The organism is Micromonospora chokoriensis (genome assembly GCF_000718555.1).
GTDB classification, from domain to species: domain Bacteria; phylum Actinomycetota; class Actinomycetes; order Mycobacteriales; family Micromonosporaceae; genus Micromonospora; species Micromonospora chokoriensis_B.
The window spans coordinates 67,746-89,546 of sequence record NZ_JOAN01000025.1 but is presented as its reverse complement, the minus strand read 5'-3'; the positions used below and the strand labels follow the sequence as shown (position 1 = coordinate 89,546).

21 protein-coding genes are annotated in these 21,801 nt (G+C 72.2%); 17 read left to right on the top strand and 4 right to left on the bottom strand.

The window, feature by feature from the left end; all coding sequences use genetic code 11:
- Positions 1–217 precede the first annotated feature (217 nt).
- Complete coding sequence (locus IF46_RS0127800) at positions 218–1,045, top strand: M55 family metallopeptidase (RefSeq protein ID WP_030491352.1); 828 nt, start codon at positions 218–220, stop codon at positions 1,043–1,045.
- Between the two features lie 325 nt (positions 1,046–1,370).
- Positions 1,371–2,720: a class I adenylate-forming enzyme family protein gene (locus tag IF46_RS0127795; protein ID WP_030491351.1), complete on the top strand. Its 1,350-nt coding sequence runs from the start codon at positions 1,371–1,373 to the stop codon at positions 2,718–2,720.
- Here IF46_RS0127795 and IF46_RS0127790 read toward each other — a convergent pair.
- Positions 2,648–3,334, bottom strand: coding sequence for a 4'-phosphopantetheinyl transferase family protein (locus IF46_RS0127790; protein ID WP_030491350.1), 687 nt, complete (start codon positions 3,332–3,334; stop codon positions 2,648–2,650). The two genes, IF46_RS0127795 and IF46_RS0127790, sit on opposite strands and share 73 nt — an antisense overlap.
- 15 nt (positions 3,335–3,349) lie before the next feature.
- Between IF46_RS0127790 and IF46_RS0127785 the strand changes: the two genes are divergently transcribed.
- From IF46_RS0127785 to IF46_RS0127730, 12 genes are all read left to right on the top strand, one after another.
- A complete protein-coding gene (locus tag IF46_RS0127785) occupies positions 3,350–3,616 on the top strand; it encodes an acyl carrier protein (protein ID WP_030491349.1) in 267 nt (88 codons plus the stop codon).
- Positions 3,616–3,861 carry a hypothetical protein gene (locus tag IF46_RS0127780; protein WP_030491348.1) on the top strand — a complete coding sequence of 82 codons (246 nt, stop codon included), beginning with the start codon at positions 3,616–3,618 and terminating at the stop codon, positions 3,859–3,861. Before IF46_RS0127785 ends, IF46_RS0127780 begins: the two co-directional genes overlap by 1 nt.
- A complete protein-coding gene (locus tag IF46_RS0127775; RefSeq protein ID WP_030491347.1) occupies positions 3,854–4,957 on the top strand; it encodes a beta-ketoacyl-[acyl-carrier-protein] synthase family protein in 1,104 nt (367 codons plus the stop codon). Before IF46_RS0127780 ends, IF46_RS0127775 begins: the two co-directional genes overlap by 8 nt.
- A 149-nt stretch (positions 4,958–5,106) precedes the next feature.
- Positions 5,107–5,544 carry a beta-ketoacyl synthase chain length factor gene (locus tag IF46_RS0127770; RefSeq protein WP_051724226.1) on the top strand — a complete coding sequence of 146 codons (438 nt, stop codon included), beginning with the start codon at positions 5,107–5,109 and terminating at the stop codon, positions 5,542–5,544.
- The gene (locus tag IF46_RS0127765; protein WP_030491345.1) at positions 5,541–7,157 is read left to right on the top strand and encodes a class I adenylate-forming enzyme family protein; all 1,617 of its coding nucleotides are present in this window, start codon (positions 5,541–5,543) and stop codon (positions 7,155–7,157) included. The genes IF46_RS0127770 and IF46_RS0127765 overlap by 4 nt, the downstream gene beginning before the upstream one ends.
- The gene (locus tag IF46_RS0127760) at positions 7,154–8,392 is read left to right on the top strand and encodes a beta-ketoacyl-[acyl-carrier-protein] synthase family protein (RefSeq protein ID WP_030491344.1); all 1,239 of its coding nucleotides are present in this window, start codon (positions 7,154–7,156) and stop codon (positions 8,390–8,392) included. The genes IF46_RS0127765 and IF46_RS0127760 overlap by 4 nt, the downstream gene beginning before the upstream one ends.
- Before the next feature lie 74 nt (positions 8,393–8,466).
- Positions 8,467–9,558: a 4-hydroxyphenylpyruvate dioxygenase gene (hppD, locus tag IF46_RS0127755; protein WP_030491343.1), complete on the top strand. Its 1,092-nt coding sequence runs from the start codon at positions 8,467–8,469 to the stop codon at positions 9,556–9,558.
- Positions 9,555–10,484 (top strand): phytanoyl-CoA dioxygenase family protein, encoded by a 930-nt coding sequence (locus tag IF46_RS0127750; RefSeq protein ID WP_030491342.1) that lies wholly within the window; start codon positions 9,555–9,557, stop codon positions 10,482–10,484. Before hppD ends, IF46_RS0127750 begins: the two co-directional genes overlap by 4 nt.
- Before the next feature lies 1 nt (position 10,485).
- On the top strand, positions 10,486–11,277 hold the full coding sequence (locus IF46_RS0127745; RefSeq protein ID WP_030491341.1) for a DUF3050 domain-containing protein: 792 nt from the start codon (positions 10,486–10,488) through the stop codon (positions 11,275–11,277).
- The gene (locus IF46_RS0127740; RefSeq protein ID WP_030491340.1) at positions 11,274–12,248 is read left to right on the top strand and encodes a thiamine pyrophosphate-dependent dehydrogenase E1 component subunit alpha; all 975 of its coding nucleotides are present in this window, start codon (positions 11,274–11,276) and stop codon (positions 12,246–12,248) included. The genes IF46_RS0127745 and IF46_RS0127740 overlap by 4 nt, the downstream gene beginning before the upstream one ends.
- 24 nt (positions 12,249–12,272) lie before the next feature.
- Positions 12,273–13,241: an alpha-ketoacid dehydrogenase subunit beta gene (locus IF46_RS0127735; protein WP_030491339.1), complete on the top strand. Its 969-nt coding sequence runs from the start codon at positions 12,273–12,275 to the stop codon at positions 13,239–13,241.
- Entirely contained in the window at positions 13,238–14,596 is a 1,359-nt protein-coding gene (locus IF46_RS0127730; protein WP_030491338.1) for a hypothetical protein, read from the top strand. Before IF46_RS0127735 ends, IF46_RS0127730 begins: the two co-directional genes overlap by 4 nt.
- A 103-nt stretch (positions 14,597–14,699) precedes the next feature.
- On the opposite strand, the gene IF46_RS0127725 is transcribed toward IF46_RS0127730, so the two are convergent.
- Entirely contained in the window at positions 14,700–15,374 is a 675-nt protein-coding gene (locus tag IF46_RS0127725) for an SGNH/GDSL hydrolase family protein (protein WP_030491337.1), read from the bottom strand.
- 194 nt (positions 15,375–15,568) lie between these two features.
- Between IF46_RS0127725 and IF46_RS34565 the strand changes: the two genes are divergently transcribed.
- Positions 15,569–16,141: a hypothetical protein gene (locus IF46_RS34565; RefSeq protein ID WP_157563580.1), complete on the top strand. Its 573-nt coding sequence runs from the start codon at positions 15,569–15,571 to the stop codon at positions 16,139–16,141.
- Positions 16,142–16,145: 4 nt separating this feature from the next.
- Here the strand turns inward: IF46_RS34565 and IF46_RS0127715 are convergent, their stop codons facing one another.
- Positions 16,146–17,369, bottom strand: a complete 1,224-nt coding sequence (locus IF46_RS0127715) for an MFS transporter (protein ID WP_030491335.1) — start codon at positions 17,367–17,369, stop codon at positions 16,146–16,148.
- The gene (locus tag IF46_RS0127710; RefSeq protein WP_030491334.1) at positions 17,366–18,925 is read right to left on the bottom strand and encodes an AMP-binding protein; all 1,560 of its coding nucleotides are present in this window, start codon (positions 18,923–18,925) and stop codon (positions 17,366–17,368) included. The genes IF46_RS0127715 and IF46_RS0127710 overlap by 4 nt, the downstream gene beginning before the upstream one ends.
- Positions 18,926–19,238: 313 nt before the next feature.
- Here IF46_RS0127710 and IF46_RS0127705 point away from each other — a divergent pair, with 313 nt between their 5' ends.
- The gene (locus IF46_RS0127705; protein WP_030491333.1) at positions 19,239–20,516 is read left to right on the top strand and encodes an SGNH/GDSL hydrolase family protein; all 1,278 of its coding nucleotides are present in this window, start codon (positions 19,239–19,241) and stop codon (positions 20,514–20,516) included.
- A gap of 67 nt (positions 20,517–20,583) precedes the next feature.
- Positions 20,584–21,795, top strand: a complete 1,212-nt coding sequence (locus tag IF46_RS0127700; RefSeq protein WP_030491332.1) for a cytochrome P450 — start codon at positions 20,584–20,586, stop codon at positions 21,793–21,795.
- The last annotated feature ends 6 nt before the right edge of the window (positions 21,796–21,801 follow it).

Below are 21,801 nucleotides of genomic sequence, written 5' to 3'. Positions count from 1 at the left end.
CGCCCGCCCCCGCCCCCCGCCCCCGCCCCCGCCCCCGTCGATCATGGAGTTGTGGTGGGGGACAAAGTGCTCCCTATGCGGGTGATCCAGGCACCACAACTCCATGATCGACGGCTCGCTTTCCGACGGCGGCCGAGACTGCGTGGTCGGCACGGTGGGGCAGGGCGGCTCCGCGCGGGGTCGACATTGGCTCGGGAGCGCGTAGGGTCCGGTAGTCATGAAGGTGCTGATCTCGGTGGATCTGGAAGGCATCTCGGGGATCGTGCATCCCACCGAGACGAACCCGGACCGCTACGACTACGAGCGCGGTAGGGCGTTGATGACGGCCGAGGCGAACGCGGTGATCGCCGGGGTCCTCGACGCCGAACCCGACGCGGTGGTGTGGGTCGCCGACGCGCACGGACCGTTTCGGAACATCCTGCCGGAGGACCTTGACCGGCGTGCTCGCCTCGTGCGAGGCAAACCCCGCCCGCTGGGCATGCTCGCGGGGCTGGACGAGCAGACGGATGCAGTTCTGCTCGTCGGCTATCACGCTCGAGCCGGTGCCGGGCCTGCCGTGCTGGCCCACACGATAAGTGACGCCGTCCTCGACGTGCGAATGGCCGGCCGATCGTTTGGCGAGATCGGTCTCAACGTCGCCATGGCCGGACACCTGGACGCGCCGGTCGTCCTGCTCAGCGGAGACGACACCGCCTGCGCGGAATTCAGCGAGTTGGTGCCATCGGCGGTCACCGTCGCCGTCAAGCAGACCCTGGGCCAGGCCGCCGCAGTGGCACTGCATCCGCAGGAAGCGCGGGAGCGGCTGCGCCACGCTGCCGCCGACGCGATCGCCCAGCGTGCCTCGATTCCCGTGGCGAAGATGGCCGGGCCGTTGGGCGTCGAGGTCGACCTGTATGGCCCGTACATGGTCGACCTCGCCACTCTGGTGCCGGGTGTGACCCGCGTGGGCGGCGGTCGGACTGTCGCCTTCCACGCCGTCGATGTCGCCGAGGCGTACCGGCTGGTTCAGCTGCTGGTCCAACTCGCCAGCATCAAACCGGGCTAGCGCCAGAGAATCGGCGGGCCCGGACGGTGACCGGGACGCCATCGGCCGTCCGGCTGAGGGCACGCGACGGTTGTACGAGGCGTCATGCCTCGGTGACGCTGTGCCGAGTCACCTGCCCGATCCTGCCGGCCGAACGGGCTGTCGGCAATCCGGCTGGCCGCTTCTTTTGATCCATCCATTCGCATCTAGCAATGGTCTTGTGTGCGTCGTATGGTTCCCCGCAGCACCCCGACAAGCGTACGCGATGGGCAGATTTGCCCTCTTTGATGCTGGGCGGTGAACGGCAGTGGCGGCAGAAGATCCTACGGCGACAGACCCCGGATGGGTGGACGAAGTCCTGTTCGCCGGCCGCCCGACCGATGTTTGTCTCCGTCTGCCCGAGCCGATCGACCGGGCCACCCTGCACCGGCTGGTGACCGCCGCGCAGGACCGGCTCACCGCCGCCGGACTGCGCCCCGGCGGCGCCGCCGCGCTGCGGCTGCCGCCGTCGGTGGCGTACGTGGTGAACCTGCTGGCCACCTGGCGGGCCGGGGCGCAGGCGATCCTGCTCGACCACCGGCTGACCGACCATGAGGTGGATCGGGCGCTCGTCCGGCTGACCCCGCAGGTGGTGGTCGCGCCGTTGCGCACCGGCGGTGGCGCGCTGAAGATCTTCGTCGATGTCACCGAGGGCGTCACCCGCTACGCCGACGGTCCGGCGGTCAGCGGCCACGCCGTGATCCAACTCAGCTCCGGCTCCACCGGCCCGTCCAAGGTGATCGGTCGCACCGCCGCCGATCTGGTCGCCGAGGTGCACCGCTACACCCGGATCGACGGGGTGGCGCTGCCCGGTGAGCGGATCATCCTGCTGCCCTCGATGGTGCACGTGCTGGGCCTGGTCGGCGGCCTGCTCTACGGGCTGCACGCCGGGGTCGAGCTGGTGCCACCGGAGCGGCTCAGCGGCGACGCCGTGCTGGCCTCGATCGCCGCCGGCACCACGCCGGCCACCGTGCTTGGTGTCCCGTTCCACATCGGACTACTAGCCTCCACCCGACCCGCCGGGCCGCTGCCCCAGCTGCGGAGGATGACCACCGGCGGCGAGCTGGTGCCGGCCGCCGTCGCGCGGGCGTTCACCGACCGGTACGGGGTGCCGCTGGGCAACATGTACGGGATGACCGAGGTCGGAGTGATCGGCACCGACCTGCACGGAGCGCACCGACCGTCGATCGCCCCGGCCCCCGGCATCGAGGTCCGCGAGTCCGGCGGTGAGCTGTGGGTGTCCTGCCCAGCGTCGCCGTACGTCGGGCTGAGCGACCCGACCCGCTGGTCGGACGGCTGGCTGCACACCCGCGACGCCGGCACCGTCGACCCCGACACGAGCCTGGTCACGGTGCGCGGTCGACTCGACTCGCAGGTCTCCGTCGGCGGGATGAAGGTCGACCTGACCGAGGTGGAGGCCACCGTCGCCGAGCTGACCGGGGTGGCCGCGGCGGTCGTGGTCTGGGACGACGGCATCACCGCGTACGTCCAACCGGACGGCCCGTTGTCGGAGGAGATGCTGGACAAGCTTCTCGCCGAGCGGCTGGCCGGCTACAAGCGGCCCCGGGTGCTGCACCTGCTCGATCAGTTGCCCCGCACCACCACCGGCAAGCTGGTCCGCTCGACCGACGCGCTGCGCTCGGCGGCCACGCCGTGACCGGGCCATTGCACCACCTCGACCTCGACTCGCGTCCTCGCCTGCGCGGCGACCGCCAGGACGAGGCCCCCGCCCAACCGTGGGTGACCGACCCACAGGGTCTCGGTGCCGGGCACCTGTCGCAACGGCAGCCCCGGCGGAGGCATCAGCCGGAGCAGCCCGCCGTCGCGCAGCCCTCGCCCGAGCGCCTTACCGACCGCCTCCTTCGCCGTCCACAGCCGCAGGAAGTCCACCGTTCGACCGGCCTCGGGCCGATTGCCCAACCAGGCCAGCTCGGACGGCGGGAACCAGCGGCGGGCCAGTGCGAGCGCCGGCAGGGGGCGGAAGCGTTCCACGTCCACCCCGACCGCGCCGGAACGACGGGCGGCGAGCACCACCAGACCGGCGGTGCGGCTGACGCTGACCGCCAGTTCGACCGACCGGCCCGCCTCGTCGACCCGCACGACCGGCCGTCCCTCGCGGTCATGCGTCAACGCCAGCTCGGTCTCCGTGCGCCCGAGCAGCAGAGCACCCGCCCGCCGCAGCAGCTCAACGACCGGATCCGGCTGACCGCCGGTGTCCCGGCCGACCCACACGTAGGCGGTGTCCCGACCGGGCACCGTCAGCTGATCCACGCAGAGAGGGTATCCATGAGAGCCGAGGTCCGCGCCTTCGTCGTCGAGCAGCTCGCCGACATGAACTACGACGTCGAGGGGCTCGACGACGACACCACGCTCGGCCCCTCCGGCGTCGACCTGGAGTCGCTCGCCCTGGCCGACCTGTCCGTCCGGGTCGAGGACCGGTACGGCCTGACGTTCGCCGACGACGAGTCCGAGCAGCTGGCCCTGATGACGGTCGGCGAGTTCACCACCATGGTCGCCAATCGCGTCACCGAGGCGACGAGCGACCGAGCCTGATGCGCGGTCAGCCCGATCTGGGGCGAGCTGACCTGCTGACCATGCTCGCCGAACTCACCGCGAAACCGACCGCCGAAGTGTCCGACCGGATCGGCTCGATGGAGCTGGCCTGGCTGGTGCACCTCGTCGAGCAGCGCTATGAGCGCCGGCTCGACCTCACCGACGACGAACTGGCCGGTATCCGTACCGTCGATGACGCCCTGGTGGTGTTCCGGGCGTCGCTGACCGCCTCCGCAGATGGTTGAGGCGCGCGTCGCCCAGCTCACCGGCTTGTACGCGGTCAGCGCCCTGGGACGGGGCGTCGACGCGCAGCTCGCCGGCGTGCTGGCTGGTGTTGCGGCGTTCGGCCCGGTGGGCCGATTCGACACTGCCGCCCGCCGGGTCACCGTGGCGGCCACCCTGCCCGAGGTCGGCACGCTCCCCGACGAGCTGGCCGCTGCGATCGACGCGGCCTGCCAGGGGGCCGGCCTGGACCGCGCGCAGCGCACGGGGTGCGCCCTGCTGCTCGCCGTGCACGGCGGCCCGGCCTCCGGTGTGGGCCCGGCCGCGCTCGCCAGTCAGCTCGCTGCCAGATGTGGACTGTCCGGTCACACCCGGGTCTACACCAGCGCCTGCGTGTCGGCGAGCACGGCGGTGGCCGACGCTGCCGCCCAGATCACCCGGGGTGACGTCGAGCGGGTGGTGGTGGCGGCGGGCTACCTGGTGGAGTCGGACCAGTTCGCGCTCTTCGACGCCGGCCGCGCCCTCGCGGTCGACGGGGCGGTCCGCCCGTTCAGCGCCGGCCGGCGGGGGTTGCTGCTGGGCGACGGAGTGGCCGCGGTGGTGCTGGAGTCCAGCGCCGGCCGACGGCGTGGTGTCGATCCGGTGGCCACCGTAGTCGGTTGGGGACGGGCCGGTGACGCGTTCCATCCCTGCCAGCCGGAGCCCGGCGGCAGCGGGCTGGCCCGCGCGGTCGACGGCGCGCTGCGCCGGGCCGGGCTGCCACCGCAGGCCGTCGGCTACGTCAACGCCAATGCCACCGGCACCGCGCAGAGCGACGCCGCCGAGGCGGCCGCACTGCGCCGGGCCCTCGGTGGGTACGCCACACAGGTCCCGGTCAGCTCCACGAAGTCGGTGCACGGGCACGCGTTGGAGGCGTCCGGGTTGCTCGAACTGGTGGTCACCGCGCTCGCGCTGCGACACGGCGAACTACCGGTAAACGCCGGCTGGCTAGCCCAAGACGAGGCATGCCCCCTGAACGTGGTGACCAACCGTCCCCAAGAGACGGAAGCCACCCACGCCCTGACCCTCAACGCCGCCTTCGGCGGCGCCAACACCGCTCTCCTGGTCGGCGTCGGATGACCGCCCCCAACTCCCCGCAATCTTGCACTTTCTGCCCCGACGAATCCGACCAAGCGCCCGAAACGACGACCGGAACTGCAAGATCGCCGGGGGTCAGGGCTCGGGCTTGGTGGCCTGAGGGTGGGGACGTCGGGGGCAGCCCGGCGGGGGTGGCGGGGTTTGTGCACTCGGACTTCGCGCCGGTGGTGGTGGCCGTTGCCCAGCGGTGTCTGCGGCGGGGGTACGGGGCTGCGGGGGTGCCGGCCGGGGTGCGGACGGGAATCGTGCTGGTCAGCGCCAGTGGCGATCTCGCCAGCGCGCGGCACGTACGGGAGACCGTCGAGGCCGGCGGGCGGATCGGCCCGCTGTTCTTCTTCCAGTCCGTGCCCAACAGCGTCGCCGGTCACCTCGCGGCCCGCTGGGACCTGCGCGGCCCGGTGGTCTGCCTCAGCCCGACCGGCGACCCGTACACCGACGGCGTCGCCGAGGCCAACCTGCTGCGCGACGACGGCGACGCCGACGAGGTGTTGCTGATCCTTATCGAACAGGCACCAGATGGGCCGACCGAGGCCGTCGCGGTGCTGCTGGGGGGAGGAGCACGACCATGAGGACCCGAGGATTGCGCGGCGCGCTGGCCGCCGACACCGAGCTGGGTGCGGGCAACGTCCTGGCCCGGGTGCTGGCGCACGGCGCCGACCCGGAGGGACCCGGGTTGACCTTCGACACCGCCGTCGACGGGCACCCCGCCGAGACGCCGTTGACGCTGGGGCGGCTCGACGAACGGGTCGCCGCTCGTGCCGCCTGGCTGCACGAGCGCGGGGTACGCCCCCGCGACCCGGTCGCCGTCTGGGCCACCGCCGCCGCCGACATGGTGCTCAGCTACCTGGCGCTGGCCCGGCTCGGGGCGATCCCGGCACTGATGAACGGCAAACTCCGCCCGGAGATCGCCGCCGAGTACATCCGCCGTCTGCGGGGCGTCGGTGTGCTCGCCGACGACGCGCACACCGCGCTGCTGGCCGGGCAGGAGCTGGGCGTACCGCTGCTCGGCACCCCCGCGCAGGCCGGGACGGGCGACCCGGCCACAGCCCCGGCGCACTACCGGCACCACCAGGACGACCCGATCGTGATCACCCACACCTCCGGGACGACCGGGGTGCCCAAGGCGGTGCTGCACTCGCACGCCAGCCTCTTCGCCGCCACCCGGCACCTGCTCACCATGCCGCAGGCGCAGGGCACCAGCCGGATCCTCAACGCGCTGCCCGCTCCGCACACCGCCACGGTGCTGATGGTCAACCAGGCCCTGGGCAACCGCGCGCAGATGCTCCTGCTGTCCGAGCAGGGTGGCGAGCGGGTGCTGGACGCGATCCAACGCTGGCGTCCCGACGGGGTGTTCGGGTTCTCGGTCACCTGGGCGGAGCTGGCCCGCTTCGACCTGACCGGGTACGACCTGGACTCGGTGCGGCTGTGGTTCAACACCGGCGACGCCTCGCACGAGCCGCACATCCGCCGCCTCGTCGCGGTCGGCTGGCACGACACCGTCACCCGCGACGGGGTGGCGAGGGTGCCCGGCTCGGTCTTCATCGACGGGCTCGGCTCCAGCGAGATGGGGCACTCGATGTTCCACATCACCCACCGCGCCGACACCGACCGGTACGGCCGCTGCATCGGCCGCCCGTACCAGTTCGCGAAGGTCGCGGTGCTCGACGCCGACGGCGAGCCGGTGCCGGTCGGCGAGGTGGGTTTCCTGGGCGTCGACTCGCCGTCGCTGTTCCGGGGCTACTGGAACGACTCGGTCACCACCTACCGCTTCCGCCAGCGCGGCTGGTACCTCACCGGTGACCTGGTCCGCGCCGACGCCGACGGCCGCTACTACCACCTGGACCGGGCGGTGGACTCGGTCGACGCCGGTGACGGTCGGCGCTTCTACACCGCGCTGTCCGAGGAGCGGATCCTCGCGGCCTGCCCGGACGTCACCGACTGCACAGTGGTGATCGTCGCCGAGGCCGGCGGGGTGGTCACCGACGTGCTGCTGGAGTTGGCCGCCGGCGCCGACGAGGCCGAGGACCGCACCGAGCGGGTCCGCGCGGCCCTCGGCCCGGACGTCGGCGCCACGCTGCGCCGGGTCGTGCCGGTGCGCTCCGACGACATCCCGGTCACCGTGACCGGCAAGGTCCGCAAGGTCGTCCTTCGCGAGCGCTACCTCACCGAGGCACCTTCGTGACCGCGCTGATCACCGGCATGGGTTTGTTCACTCCGGTCGGGCGGGGCATCGAGGAGACCTTCGACGCGCTGACCACCGGCCGGTCCGGGCTGACCCGCCCGCCCGAGGGGCACCCGGCGGGCGAGTCGCTGGACGTCGCCGGCCTGCTGCCCGACATCGACCCGCGTACCGTCGCGTCCGGGCCGGAGACGCGGGTGCTGGACCGGATCGTCGTGCTCGCCCTGCTCGCCGCCGCCGACGCCCTCACCGACGCCGGCATCGAGGTGGGCCGCGACGTCGACCCCGACCGGATCGGTGTGATCGTCGGTGGGGTCGGCGGGATGGCCACCCTGGAGGCGCAGGTGCTGGCCCGGGCGGCCCGGGGTCGGGCGGCGGTCAGCCCGTACCTGCTCACCGGCATCCTGCCGAACATGCCGGCGGCGCGGATCGCCATCGCGCACGGTATCCGCGGCTACAGCTCGTCGGTCGGCACCGCGTGCGCGTCCGGCGCCCAGGCGGTCGCCGACGGGGTCCGGCTCATCGCCACCGGGGAAGCCGACGTGGTGCTCTGCGGGGCCAGCGAGGCACCGCTCTTCCCGACCTTCGCCGACACCTTCGGCAACGCGCGGGCGTTGGCGCGCGCCGGCACCGACCCGAGCCGGGCGAGCCGGCCGTTCGACACCTCCCGCAGCGGGTTCGTCCTCTCCGAGGGCGCCGCGCTGCTGGTGCTGGAGCGCGCCGAGCACGCCGCGGCGCGCGGCGTCGTCGGGTACGCCGAGGTGGCCGGCCACGGCGCGACGACCGACGCGTACCACCCGACCGCGCCACGCCCGGACGGCGCCGGCGCGGCGGCGTGCATCCGCCGGGCGCTGCGCAGCGCCGGTGTGCCGGCGGCGGCGGTCGGCTACGTCAACGCGCACGGCACCAGCACGAAGCTCGGCGACATCGCCGAGACGACCGCCCTGGCGGACGTCTTCGGCGTCGGCGGTGTGCCGGTCAGCTCCACCAAGGCGCTCACCGGTCACCTGCTCGGCGCGTCCGGGGCGCTGGAGGCGGCGGCCACCGCGCTGGCGCTCGGTCGAGGGCTGCTGCCACCGACGTACCACCTCGACGACCCGGACCCGGCCTGCCCGGCGGACCACATCCGTGGCACGCCCCGCAAGGCCGACCCGGAGTACGCGGTCACCAACTCGTTCGGGTTCGGCGGCCAGAACGTGAGCCTGCTGCTGGCGCGCGTCGCCGAGCCGAGGGGGTGATCGACGCGGCATCCCGGGCGGGGCGTGCCCGGACGGCAACAGGGGGAATCGGGTGGGAAGGGGTTTCAGGGGACATGGACATCCGTGGTATCGACCACATCGAACTCTACGTGGGGGACGCCCGACAGGCGGCCTTCTACTTCAGCACCGCCGTCGGCTTCGAGATCTGCGGGCAGGGTGGCCCGGAGACCGGCCTGGCGGGGCAACGCTCACTGCTGCTCTGCCACGGCGACATCCGGTTGCTGCTCACCTCCGGGTTGAGCGCCGAGCATCCGGCGGCACGGTACGTGCAACGCCACGGTGACGGCATCGCGGTCGTCGCGGTCGAGGTCGACGACGTGTCGGCCGCGTACGCCGAGCTGGTGGGTCGCGGCGCGACCGGGGTGACGCCGCCGACCACCCGCACCGGCGCGGACGCCGAGGTGGTGATCGCCGAGGTGGATGGCTTCGCCGACGTGCGGCACCGGCTGGTGCAGCGCCGGGGTGACCGGGGCGATTTCCTGCCCGGCGCCATCGCACCGACGGCGCCCACGAAGGACGACCACCCGCCGGTGCTCGCCGAGATCGACCACCTGGCGGTCTGCGTGCCACCCGGCCAACTCGACGCGACGGTCCGGCACTTCGAGGCGCTCTTCGACTTCGCGCAGATCTTCGAGGAGCACATCGAGGTCGACGGGCAGGCGATGAACTCCAAGGTGGTGCAGAGTCCGTCCGGGCGGGTCACCGTGGTGCTGCTGGAACCGGACCGCACCCGGCGGCCGGGGCAGATCGACGCGTTCCTCGACCAGCACGCCGGTGGGGGAGTGCAGCACCTGGGGCTGCGCACCGACGACATCGTCGGCGCGGTGGAGGCGCTGGGCCGGCGCGGGGTGCGCTTCGCCGGCACCCCGGCCAGCTACTACGACGCTCTGGAGGCGCGGGTCGGCCGAGTGGACGCCCCGCTGGACCGGCTGCGTGAGCTGGGCGTGCTTGTCGACTCCGACCACGACGGCCAGCTGTTGCAGATCTTCGCCGAGTCGATGCACGTGCGCCGCACGCTCTTTCTGGAGCTGATCGAGCGGCGCGGAGCGCGGGGCTTCGGCAGCGGCAACATCAAGGCGCTCTACGAGGCCAAGGAACGGGAGTTGGCCGCGGTTGCGGCCACACCATCGGGGGTGGGGGCATGAGTTTGACTGAGTTCGAACCGACGCTGACCGCCGAGGAGCAGGCGCTGCTGCCCTCCGACGACGACGTGCGGCACTACGCCGAGCACGGCTGGTACCTGTCGAAGAAGATCTTCACCGACGACGAGGTGTACGCCCTCGCCGCCGCCACGCAGCGCTACTACGACGGCGAGCGGGACCGCCGGCTGCCGGTGCGCCCACCGAAGCTGGCCTACTGGGACCCGTCGAAGGGGCCGGTGCAGCGGCACAACGACTACGTCCACCACGAACACGACGGGCTCGGCGCGATCCTGCGCAAGCCGCTGATCGGCGCGGTCGCCGCCCGGCTGGCCGAGGCCGACGAGATCCGGGTCTTCCAGTCCACGCTGATCCACAAGCCGCCGATCTCCGGCGAGCCGAGCAACATCGTGCCCTGGCACTTCGACAAGCACTACTGGGCGTCCTCGTCGTCGGAGAAGATGCTCACCGCGTTCATCCCCTTCCACGACTGCGGCGAGGAGATGGGCACCATCACCATGGTCGACGGCTCGCATCGGTGGAAGGAGATCGGCGCGGACGACACCGTGGTGCGGCACTTCGCCGATCGTGACCGCAGCCAGCTGGAGGAGATGCTGGCCGAGAACGCCGCGTACAACGGCGCGGAGATCCGCAAGATTCCGATGCTGATCCCCAAGGGACACGTGAGCTTTCACCACTGCCGCACCTATCACGGCAGTGGCCCCAACGTCAGCGGCCGCCCCCGCCAGGCGATCTCGCTGCACCTGCAGGACGGCGACAACGCCTGGCGGGAGTATCCGCTCTCCGACGGCACGCTCGCCGCGTACAACCACGACGTGCTGGTCCGCCGCACCCACGACGGGCGGCCGGACTACGCGGACCCCGACTACTGCCCGATCATCTGGCGCCACCGCGCCGAGCAGGGAGGCTGACATGTCACGGTACGACTGGGGTAAGACGCACCCGGGCATCGAGCGGTTGGAGCGGGCGGTGACCGACCGGCGTGACGCCGTGGTCAAGCACCCGCTCTACGCCAACCTGGACACCCACGAGTCGCTTGTCACCTTCATGGAGCACCACGTCTTCGCCGTCTGGGACTTCATGTCCCTGCTGAAGTCGCTGCAACGGCAGCTGACCTGCGTCGCCGTGCCGTGGATCCCGACCGGCCCGACCGGCAGCCGCCGCCTGATCAACGACATCGTCATGGTCGAGGAGAGCGACGAGCTGGGCGGCGGCTACATCAGCCACTTCGAGCTGTACGTGCAGGGCATGGGCGAGGCCGGCGCCGACACCACGGCGGTGAACGCCCTCATCGACCTGCTGCGCGACGGCCGGCCGGTCACCGAGGCGCTCACCGAGGCCGCAGTGCCGGCCGCGTCGGCGAGATTCGCCGCCACCACCTGGCAGATCATCGAGTCCACCCCGGTGCACTGCCAGGCGGCGGCCTTCGCGTTCGGCCGGGAGGACCTGATCCCGGACATGTTCACCCAGGTCGTCTCGGTCAACGAACGCAGCAACCGGCTGCACACCTTCGTCGACTACCTGGAGCGGCACATCGAGGTCGACGGCGAACAGCACACCCCGATGGCCATGCAGATGCTCGCCGACCTGTGCGGCGACGACGACACCAAATGGCAGGAGTGCGCCGACACGGTCAACACCGCGCTTGCCGCTCGGGCCCGGCTCTGGGACGACATCCTGGCCGCCATCAAGGGGCCTGCGTGACCGACGCCGACCCGGTCCGGCTCTACCGCACGGTCCGGCTGATCCGCCGGTTCGAACAACGGGCGGTGGAGCTGGTCCACGGCGGGCAGATCGTCGGCGGCATCCACCCCTACCTCGGTCAGGAGGGGATCGCCGCCGGCGTCTGCGCGGCGCTGGGCGTTGACGACGTGCTCGCCGGCACCCACCGTGGCCACGGGCACGTCCTGGCGCGCGGCGCCGACCCGGCCCGGATGCTCGCGGAGCTGTGCGGCCGGGTCACCGGCCTCAACGCCGGACGGGGCGGCTCGATGCACGCCGCGGACCTGAGCATCGGCGTGCTCGGCGCCAACGCCATCGTCGGCGCCTCCGGGGCGATCATCACCGGCGCGGTCTGGGCCCACCGCCGCCGGGGCCGCGACACCGTCGGGGTGAGCTTCTTCGGCGACGGCGCGGTCAACGAGGGGATGCTGCTGGAGGCGTTCAACCTCGCCGCGCTCTGGCGGGTGCCGGTGCTGTTCGTCTGCGAGAACAACGGCTACGCCACCACCATGCCGGTCGCCGGCGCGGTGGCCGGCAGCATCGCCGGCCGGGCCGCCGCGTTCGACATTCCGGCCGTCCAGGTCGACGGCCAGGACCCCGAGACGGTACGCGTCGCCGCGTCCGCCGCCGTCGACCGGATGCGCGCCGGCGGCGGCCCCGAGCTGATCGAGGCCCGGACCTACCGCTTCGACGTCCACCACACCTTCGAACACGCGGTACGCCTCGACTACCGCCCGCCCGACGAGGTGACCCGTGCGCGGACCCGCGACCCGGTACGCATCCAGGGCGAGCGCCTGCGCGACAGCGACCGTGCCGCCGTGGACGCCGAGGTGGAGGCGACCCTCGACGCGGCGGTGCGGTTCGCCCTGAGCAGCCCGGAACCCGACCCGGCCGACGCGTTGACCTACCTGTACGCCAGCGGCCTGACCGCCCGCACCGGAGGTGGCTCATGACCGACCGCACCGGAGGTGGCTGAGGTGCCCCGACTGTCGTACCGCCGGGCGCTGACCCGGGCCCTCGCCGACGAGTTGACCCGCGACGAGGCGGTGTTCCTGCTCGGCGAGGACATCCAGGTCGGGGCGTCGCTGGTGACCACCGGGCTGGCCAAGCGGTTCGGGACCGACCGGGTCCGCGACACCCCCCTGTCCGAGCAGGCGTTCACCAGCTTCGCCACCGGGGCGGCGTTGGCCGGGCTGCGGCCGGTGATCGAGTTCCAGATCCCGTCGTTGCTGTTTCTGGTCTTCGAGCAGATCGTCAACCACGCGCACAAGTTCCCACTGATGACCGGTGGGCAGTGCAGCGTCCCGGTCACCTACCTGGTGCCCGGCTCGGGCTCACGGACCGGGTGGGCGGGGCAGCACTCCGACCACCCGTACAGCCTCTTCGCCCACGTCGGCGTGGTCACCGTCGTGCCGGCCACCCCGGCCGACGCGTACGGGCTGCTGGTCACCGCGATCCGCCACGACGACCCGGTGGTGGTGTTCGCGCCGGCCGGGGCGATGGACGTCCGCGACGACGTCGACGACCTTGTGCCGGTGCCGCTGGGCCGGGGCCGGATCCACCGCTTCGGCGACGACGTCACAGTGGTCGCGATCGGGCACCTGGTGCACGACGCGCTCGCGGTCGCCGAGGAGCTGGCCGACCAGGTCTCGGTGGAGGTGTTCGACCCGCGCACCCTGTACCCGTTCGACATCGACGGTCTCACCGAGTCGGTGGCCCGCACCGGCCGCCTCGTGGTGCTCGACGACGGCAACCGCTCCTGCGGAATGGCCGCCGAGATCATCGCCTCGGTGGTGGAGCGGGTCCGGCTGCTCGCCCCGCCGCGCCGGGTCACCCGCCCGGACGGGGCGGTGCTGCCGTTCGCCCCGGCGCTGGACCGGGCCGTCCAGCCCGGCCGGGACCAGCTCGCCACCGCCATCCACCTGACGATGAAGGACTCCGCATGATCGACCCGAAGTACGCGTGGCCGGCGGCCGACCGAGCCTGGACGGACCTGCCCGAGCCCGCCCGGCGGGCCATGGTGGCAAGTGGGGCGTCGGCCTGGGAGCAGGTCTTCCACGGCCGGGCCACCTACAACAAGCAGTGGCGGCTGGCCCGCCCCCCGGTGCTCACCGCCGACGCCTGGCGGGAGCTCAACGGGGTCTGCGACCGGCTCGCCCAGCTCATCCTCGACGCCTGCCGTCGGCGGGCGGGCACCGCCGGTGAGCTGCGCCGGCTGCTCGCCGTGCCGGCGGGGGAGACCCGGCTGCTGGACGAGGCCGAGCCGCTGACCGAGGCGCTGCTGGCCGCGTACCGCCCGGATGTGATCTTCTCCGCCGGGGTGCCGAAGTTCGTCGAGTACAACATCGACAGCAGCCTCGGCGGTGGCTTCGACGCCGACACCGTCATCGCGCGGTACGCGCGCCTCTACCAGGAACACGGCATCCTCGACGACCTGCCGGTCAGGGCCGCGCCGTCCCTGCTGGACCAGCGGTTCGTGGCGATCCGCGAGGAGTTGCGGCTGCCCGAGGGCGCTCGGGTGGCGCTGCTGATGGACTTCGACGGCGACTACCCAGGCCTGGATGACCCGCAGACGTTCATCCGGATCCTCGACCCCCTCGCCGTACGGGCCCGGGACTTCGGCATCGACCTGGTCATCGCCCCGGTCTCCAGCGCAACCCTGGACGGCGACGACCGGTTGGTCGTCGACGGTGCGCCGGTCGACGCGCTGTTCCGGCTGTTCGTGCCCAACCGGGTCACCCCGAGCGCCGGCCTGGACGCGGTGGCGGGGGCGCTCGCCGCCGGCACACTGCCGATGTTCGTGTCGGCGGCGGCCTGGCTGCTCGGCAACAAGACCACGTTCGCCTGGCTGTGGGAGGACGTGGACGGGCTACCCGCCGACGACCAGTCGCTGATTCGCCGGCACGTGCCGTACACGGTGCCGTTGACCGCCGCGGTGCTCGACCGGGCCATCGCCGAGCAGGCGACCCTGGTGGCGAAACCGGCCGACGGCTCAGCCGGGCACGGCGTGCTGCTCGGCCCGGAGTTGAGCCCGCCGGACTGGGCCGAGGGGCTGCGGGCCGCCGTCGACCGGGGCGGCGCCATCCTGCAGGAGTACCTGCCGACCGACCGGGTGTCGATGGACTTCGTCCAGATCGAGACCGGTGAGACGGTCACCGCCGACGTCCCGTACTCCCTGGCCCCGTACCTGTTCGGCCGCCACGCCTCCGGCGGCCTGGCCCGAGTCGGCTACCCGGGCTGCGACGGAATCCTCAACCTGGCCCACGGCGTCCTCCTAACCGGAATCCTCCTGTCCCACTAACCCCCACCCTGACCCCAGTTGGTCATGAAGTTATTGCCGGGACACGCCGCCGCGGAGGGTAATAACTTCATGATCAACGAAGTGGGGCGGGGCCGGGGGTGGGTCAGGTGCGGTGGGGGGAGAGGGTGCGGAGGGTTTCGGCTGTTGCTATCGCGTCGCTGCGGGCGCTGCCGTGGCGGCCGTCGGTGCTGTAGAGGGTCGGGTCGGCGGTTAGGGGATGGTCGGTCAGGTGCACGTGGATCGTGTTCAGGCGCTCGGCCAGGCTTGCGGTGTGGGCGGAGAGGCGGCGCATTCGTTCCCCTAGGCCGGGCCGCAGCGCGTCGGGCACCGCTGGGCTGTGCGAGACGTCGAACATGCCGACGGTGATCACGTCGGCGCCCGCCTCGCGCAGCGCGGTGATCATCGCGGTCAGCTCAGCGTCCACCGCCGCAGCCTCGTAGGCCGGGTGGAAGGCGTCGTTGCCGCCGCAGACGACAAGCGCCAGGTCCGGGGCGAAGGCCAGGGCCGAGTCGAGCTGGGTGGCCCGCACCTGGTGCGCGCGCAGCCCGCGTCGACCCAGATTCCGGTACGCCAGCTCGGGGCGGACGGCGGTCAGCTCGGCGGCGACCCGGTCGACCCACTGCACGTCCGGGTAGCCCGGTGTCGGCTCGCACATGCCCTCCACGACACTGTCGCCCAGTGCCACGAACCGCCGCCACGGGTGCCCGTGCAGCAGCTCGGCTGCCTCCCCGGGGCGCAGGCAGTACGGGTCCGTCGATTCGGTGAGCGTCGATGGCATGTCGGCACGCTAACCGACGGTCGCCCCCGGGGCCAGCGACCGCCGCTCTGGCGAGGACCGCGCCGGGACGGGCGCTGTCGGATTGGCGTCGTGGGCACGGTGGGGTCGGCGCGCTGGGGCGGAATGTTGGCGCCGACCGCGCACGATGGGCGGTGGGCCGGCCGCGCGGTGGGAGCCCGGAGGAGGTGGCTGCCATGCTCGGTTCGTTCCTCCAGGCCCTCGCCGCGAAACTGGTCGAGGAGATCCTCAAGCGGCTGGTGGAATGGCTGGCCCCGAAGGCGCTGCGGTCCGTGCCGCACCGCGCCTCGCCGAACTGCCCGAGCTGCGGCGGGTACGGTGTCCGCCGGTGGGCGCCCGCCGGCATGTGGCTGTTCCTGCCGGCCCTGCTCGTCTTCGCCTGGGGCTTCGGGTTCACCCTGCTCGGTGTGCCGGTGGTCGTGCTCACGGTGGTCGCCGTCCTGGTGTCGGACGGCGTCGGCGGCATGCTGCCCGCCCTGCTCGCGCCGCTCGGTCTGCTGGTGCCGGTCGCGCTGATGGTCGCGGGTGCGTTCGGCCTGGCCTACTACCACAGCTACCCACCCAAGTGGTGCGCCCGCTGCCACAGCCGGTGGCCGCGCCGGGAGCGCGACGAATACCTGCGTTCGACCCAGCCGATGTTCACCTGCGGGTGCGGTCAGCGGCTCCGGGTGCCCCGGGCTTCGGGGACGCGACTGCGCTGCCCGCGCTGCCGTACCGAACACGCCACCCCGACCCCGGCCGGCCGTTGACGGGTCACGGGGTGGTGACGGGGGTGGGCCGGGCCGGTGTCGCCGGGCCGGACGCCCTGCTCAGCAGCGGGTACGCGGTGACCACCAGACACGCGGCCGCCATCACCAGCAGTGCCGGCGTGAGCCCGAGCGCGTCCACCGACCAGCCGCCGAGCAGCGCGCCGACCGGTAACCCGACGAAGGCCAACGAACCGGCGATGCCGATCACCCGGGTCTGCAACTCCGGCGGCACCCGCTCGTAGAGCGCCACCCCGAGCAGCGGGTTGACCGCCGCGATGCCGATTCCGGACAGGAACGTCACCATGAGCACCACCGGCAGCTCGTCGCTGATCGCCAGCGCCACCAGCCGGGGCGTGCCGGCGATCAGCGCGCCGAGGAGGAACGTCAACCGTCGGGGCAGTCGGGGCCCGAGCGCGGTGAACACCAGGTTGCCCAGCAGCGCGCCGGCCGAGAACGCCGCCAGCACCAGGCCGAGCCCGCTCGGGCCGTGCAGTTGCCGGGCCACCCAGATCGGGATGTAGACGGCCACGCTGGCGTTGGCCACCATGTTCAGCGCCGAGATGACGGCGAGCATGCCGAGCAGCGGACGGTCCCGACCCAGGTAGCTGAAACCACCCCGCAGCGCCCGCAGGTAGCTCTCTGGCTGGGCGGGTCGCGCCGGGGCGGCCGGCGGGCGGACCAGGACGGCGATCAGCAGCGCGCAGACGCCGAAGCTGGCCGCGTCGATGAGGATCGCCTCGGTCACCCCGAACGCGGCGATCAACAGGCCGCCGGCGGCGGCGCCGAACAGGGTCAACAACCGGCTGAGCCCGTCGTACGCGGAGGTCAGCCGGATCAGCGACACTCCGGCGGCCTCCGCGACCGGACGGAACATCACGTGCTTCACCCGGTCTCCGATGCCCCGCAACGCGCCGGCCACCGCGACGAGCGCGACCAGCGGGGCGAAGCCCAACCACGGGGTCAGCGCGACGACGACCATCGCCACCGCGCTGCCCGCGTCGCAGACGATCGAGGTGCGGCGCAGGCCGATCCGGTCCGCCCAGGGCGTGCCCAACGCGCTGGACAGCAGGTACGGCAGGGTCTCGGCGAACGCGACCACACCCATCTTGGTGGGGCTGCCGGTGGTGACCAGCACCAGCCAGGGGATGGTCACCACCGAGATGCGGGTGCCCAGGTTGGAGATCAGATCCGCGCTGACCAGGACGACAAGTTGCCGGCGGGGGGTCACGCCCCGACCGCCGCCGCCCGACGCGCCGCGTACTGCGCGCGTAACGCCCGCTTGTCCACCTTCATCGACCGGTTCACCGGCAGCCGGTCGAGGCACGCCACCCCGGCCGGTGCCCACATCTCGTTGAGCTCGGCGGTCACCAGGTCGATCAGCTCGGCCCCGGTGACCGTGGCGTCCGGCCCGAGCACCACGTACGCGTACGGAACCTCGCCGACCGTCTCGTCCGGCACACCGATCACGGCGGCGGCCCGTACCTGGGGGTGCCCGAGCAGCACGTCCTCGATGGGGCGGCAGAAGATCGCCCAGTTCCGTCGGTGCGTGACGATCATGTCGTGCGCCCGGTCGACCAGGTAGAGGTAGCCGTCGTCGTCGAGGTGGCCGATGTCGCGGGTCCGCACCCAACCGTCGACGAGCGTCTGCGCGGTCAGCTCCGGCTGACCGTGGTAGCCGGCGAAGCTCAGTCGGGTCCGCACCCACACCTCGCCGTCGCGGCCGGTCGGCAGCACCACCCCGTCGTCGTCGCGGATCTCGATGCGGACGTCGCCGTAGGGCCGCCCGCAGGAGCGCAGCCGCTGCGGGTGCTCCGGGTCGTCGGTCAACCCGGGCAGCGCGGTGATCACGACCGCCTCGCTGAGGCCGTACACGATGCGCAGCACCGGGCCAAACCGCGCGATGGCCTGGCGCAGCCGGGCGGGCGCGGCGGGCCCGGCGCCCACGTTGAACATGAACATCGCGGAGAAGTCCGCGCCGACCAGCGCCGGATGGTCCAACACCTCGTAGAGCATCGGCGGGGTGACGAAGGTCGAGTTGATCCGCTCCCGCTGCACGGTGTCCACGAAGGCCACTGGATCCCAGTCGTCGCGCAGGAACAGCACCCCACCGGTGAACAGGTTGAACAGTGTGGTGATCTGGCCGCTGGCCAGCCACATCGGTGAGTGCGACAGGTGCCGCAGCAACGGGAACCCGGCGGCGCGGAAGTCGGCGGCCAGGGCGAGGATCTGGGCGTAGAAGCTCTCCCGGTGGTGCACCAGCTTAGGGCTGCCGGTGGTGCCGCTGGTCTGCAGGAACGACTCGGGCGCCGACACCAGCGCCGGCAGGTCCGCCACGTCGTCGGCGGCGGTGAGGTCCGGGCCGGCGCCACCCGCGCCGAGGCAGCACACCGGTGTGCCGGGCAGCGCGACGGCCAACTCCGGGCCCAGGCTGGCCGGGTCTCGGGCGTCGTAGACCAGGGCGTCGGGGCGGGCCAGCCGGATGAACTCGTCGATCTCCCGGCGGGCGGTCACCGGGGCCACCCACATCGTCCGGCAGCCGAGCAGGTGCAGTGCGAGTTGGAGCAGCGGACCCTCCACCGCGTTGGCGACGGTCACCAGCACCGCCGACCCGGGCCGTACGCCGTGCCGGGTCAGCGTCGTGGCCATCGCCCGAACCAACGCTGCGGCCTCGGTGTAGGTGAGTCGCCGATCGGCGCCGACCAGCGCCTCCCGGTCGCCGAATTCGGCGAAGAGGTCCAGCACCCTGTCCACATAGGTCGTGGTGTGCACGGGTCCGTCAGTCATCCGGCAGCCCCCATCCGAGAAAGCGGCGGTCTCCGGGCAGCGCCCGGCGACGACGCGACGGTGGCGCGCTTGGGCGACCGCACCGCCGCCGCCTGGAAGCCTAGGCCGGAAACGGCTGGTCGGAACCGTGCCGACGGGCGATCCGAGCGGCCCGGCGGACATATGATCGCGTCGATCAGGTTGATTGACGCCTGTCAGCGGCGGCGGCTAGGTTTCTGGACCATCGTCCAGGCGGGCGCCGTCAGCGGACGGCCCTGGGCTGCCACACGATGGAGGTTCCATGGCAACGGCAACCCCGAAGAGATGGCATGTCATCGCTGCTGCGGCCGCGCTGCTGGTCACCGGCGCACCCGCCGTCGTCGCCAGCGCCGGTCCGTCCGGCACCGCCGCCGGCCGGCCCGAGGGCGCCGAGTGGGCGGGCAGTTGGGCCACCGCGGTAACCCGGGGCAACTCGGTCGGGTTGACCAACACCGGCCTCAACGACCAGAGCGTCCGGATGATCGTGCACGTCTCGGTGGGCGGCCCGGCGCTGCGGGTACGCCTGAGCAACCTCTACGGCGAGCAGGCGGTCAAGGTCGGTCGCGCCACCGTCGCCCGGCCGAACACCGCGACCCCCGACGACCTCTCCGACATCGACGCGGCGTCGGTGCGCCCGCTGACCTTCACCGGTGCCGCCTCGGCGACCATGAACCGGGGCGCCGAACTGCTCAGTGACCCGTTGGCCTTCCCGGTCGCGGACGACAGTGACCTGGTGGTCACCCTGCACTTCCCGACGCCGACCGGCCCGACCACGTTCCACGGGCAGTCCCAGCAGGCCAACTTCATCGGCGCGGGGGATCTGACCGGTGCGGCCGAGGGCACCGGGTTCACCACCCGCCCCACCTGCTGCTGGTTCTTCCTCTCCGGCATCGACGTGCAGCGCAAGGGCAGCCCCGGCGCGCTGGTCGTGCTCAGTGACTCCATCGGTGACGGCAACGGCAGCACCGTCAACGCCAACCGGCGCTGGCCTGACCTGCTCTCCGACCGGCTGCTCGCCGACCGGCCGGACAAGCGCACCCCGGGCGTGCTCAACCTGAGCCTCGCCGGCAACCGGCTCAACCACGAGGGCACCGAGCCGGGCGACGGCAACTACCCCGGCTACTACCAGCTCGGCCCGAACGCGGCGGCCCGGCTCAACGAGGACGTCTTTCCCCAGACCGGGGTGCGGACCGTCGTCACCCACCTGGGCATCAACGACATCTGGATGTCGAACGACTCAGCCGAGGCGATCATCGCCACCCTGCGCCAGATCAACGGGCAGCTCCAGCAGCGCGGCCTGACCAGCCTGGTGGCCACGCTGACGCCGTACGAGGGGCACGGTGTGATGGGCGTGTGGACGCCGCAGAAGGAGGCCACCCGCCAGGCGGTGAACGCGTACCTGCGTGGCAGTCGGGAGTTCGACGGGCTGCTCGACTTCGATCGGGTGTTGCGCGACCCGGCGCGGCCTAGCCAGTTGCTGCCCGCGTACGACTCGGGGGACCACATCCACCCGAACGACGCCGGCAACCAGGCGTTGGCAAACGCGGTGCCGCTGCGCCTGCTCGATCTGTGACATCGGCCGGGGGTGGCGGGCGATCCCCGCTGCCCCCGGCCACCGACATCCTGGGGAGGAATCGGCCGTGGACGTGGAGGAGTTACTCACCGGCCTGTACAGCGAACAGGGCAGACAGGATCCGTACCCGTGGTACGCCGGCCTGCACCGGCTCGGGCCGATCAGCGCGGTGCCGGCGCGCGCCGAGCACCGCACGGTGGCCGCGGTGGCGGTCGGCTACGACCTCGTCGACGGGTTGCTGCGTGATCCGGAGTGGACCAAACAGCCGCCGCCGGGGTGGGAGGAGCAGGAGATCCTGCGTACCTTCCAGACCTCGATGATGTTCGTGAACCCGCCCGATCACACCCGGATGCGGCACGTTTTCTCCCGCACCTTCACGCCGCGCCGGCTCGGCGCGCTGGAACCGGTGATCCTGCGGGTGGTCGACGAGCTACTGGACCGGATGGCCGACGCCGCCGATGGCGTTGTCGACTTCGTGGCCGATTTCGCGTACCCGATTCCGGCACTGGTGATGGCCGAGTTCATCGGTATCCCGGCCGGTGAGTTGCCGTGGTATCGCGAGCGGGTGGAGCGGATCGACGAATTCCTGGACGTGGCGGGGAAGACCCCGCAGCGGCTGGCTGCGGCGAACGCCGCCGCGCAGGAGTTGCGGGTCTTCTACCGGGAGCTGCTCGGGCACCGCCGCCGGGTGCCCGGGGACGACCTGCTCAGTGATTTGGTCGAGGCGCTCGACTCGGGGGAGGTGGAGCTGACCGAGGACGAGTTGATCAGCAACCTGATCGTCCTGTTCAACGCGAGCTTCGTCACCACCGTCTACATGTTCAGCAACGGGCTACCGCTGCTGCTGGCCCACCCGGAGACGGTCGCGGCGCTGCCCACCGACGACACGCTCGCGCAGGGCTGCGTCGACGAGGTGTTGCGGTTGGCGAGCCCGGTGCACTTCCTGGCCCGAGCCGCCCCAGCCGACACCGTGCTGGGCGGCGTGCCGGTCGCCAAGGACGACAACGTGCTGATCATGATCGGGGCGGCCAACCGGGACCCGGCCCGCTTCCCGGCCCCGGACACCTTCGACGCGACCCGTCCCGGCCCGCCGTCGCTGGCCTTCGGGGTGGGCCTGCACTTCTGCCTCGGCGCGGCGGTGTCGCGGTTGGAGGGACGCCTCGCGTTGCCCCGGCTGTTCGCCCGGTTCCCCACGCTGACGGTCACCGAGACACCGACGTACAGCGGCAGCCTGTTCCTGCGCGGCATCGACAAGTTGCTGGTCAGCACCGGTGGATAGGAGCGA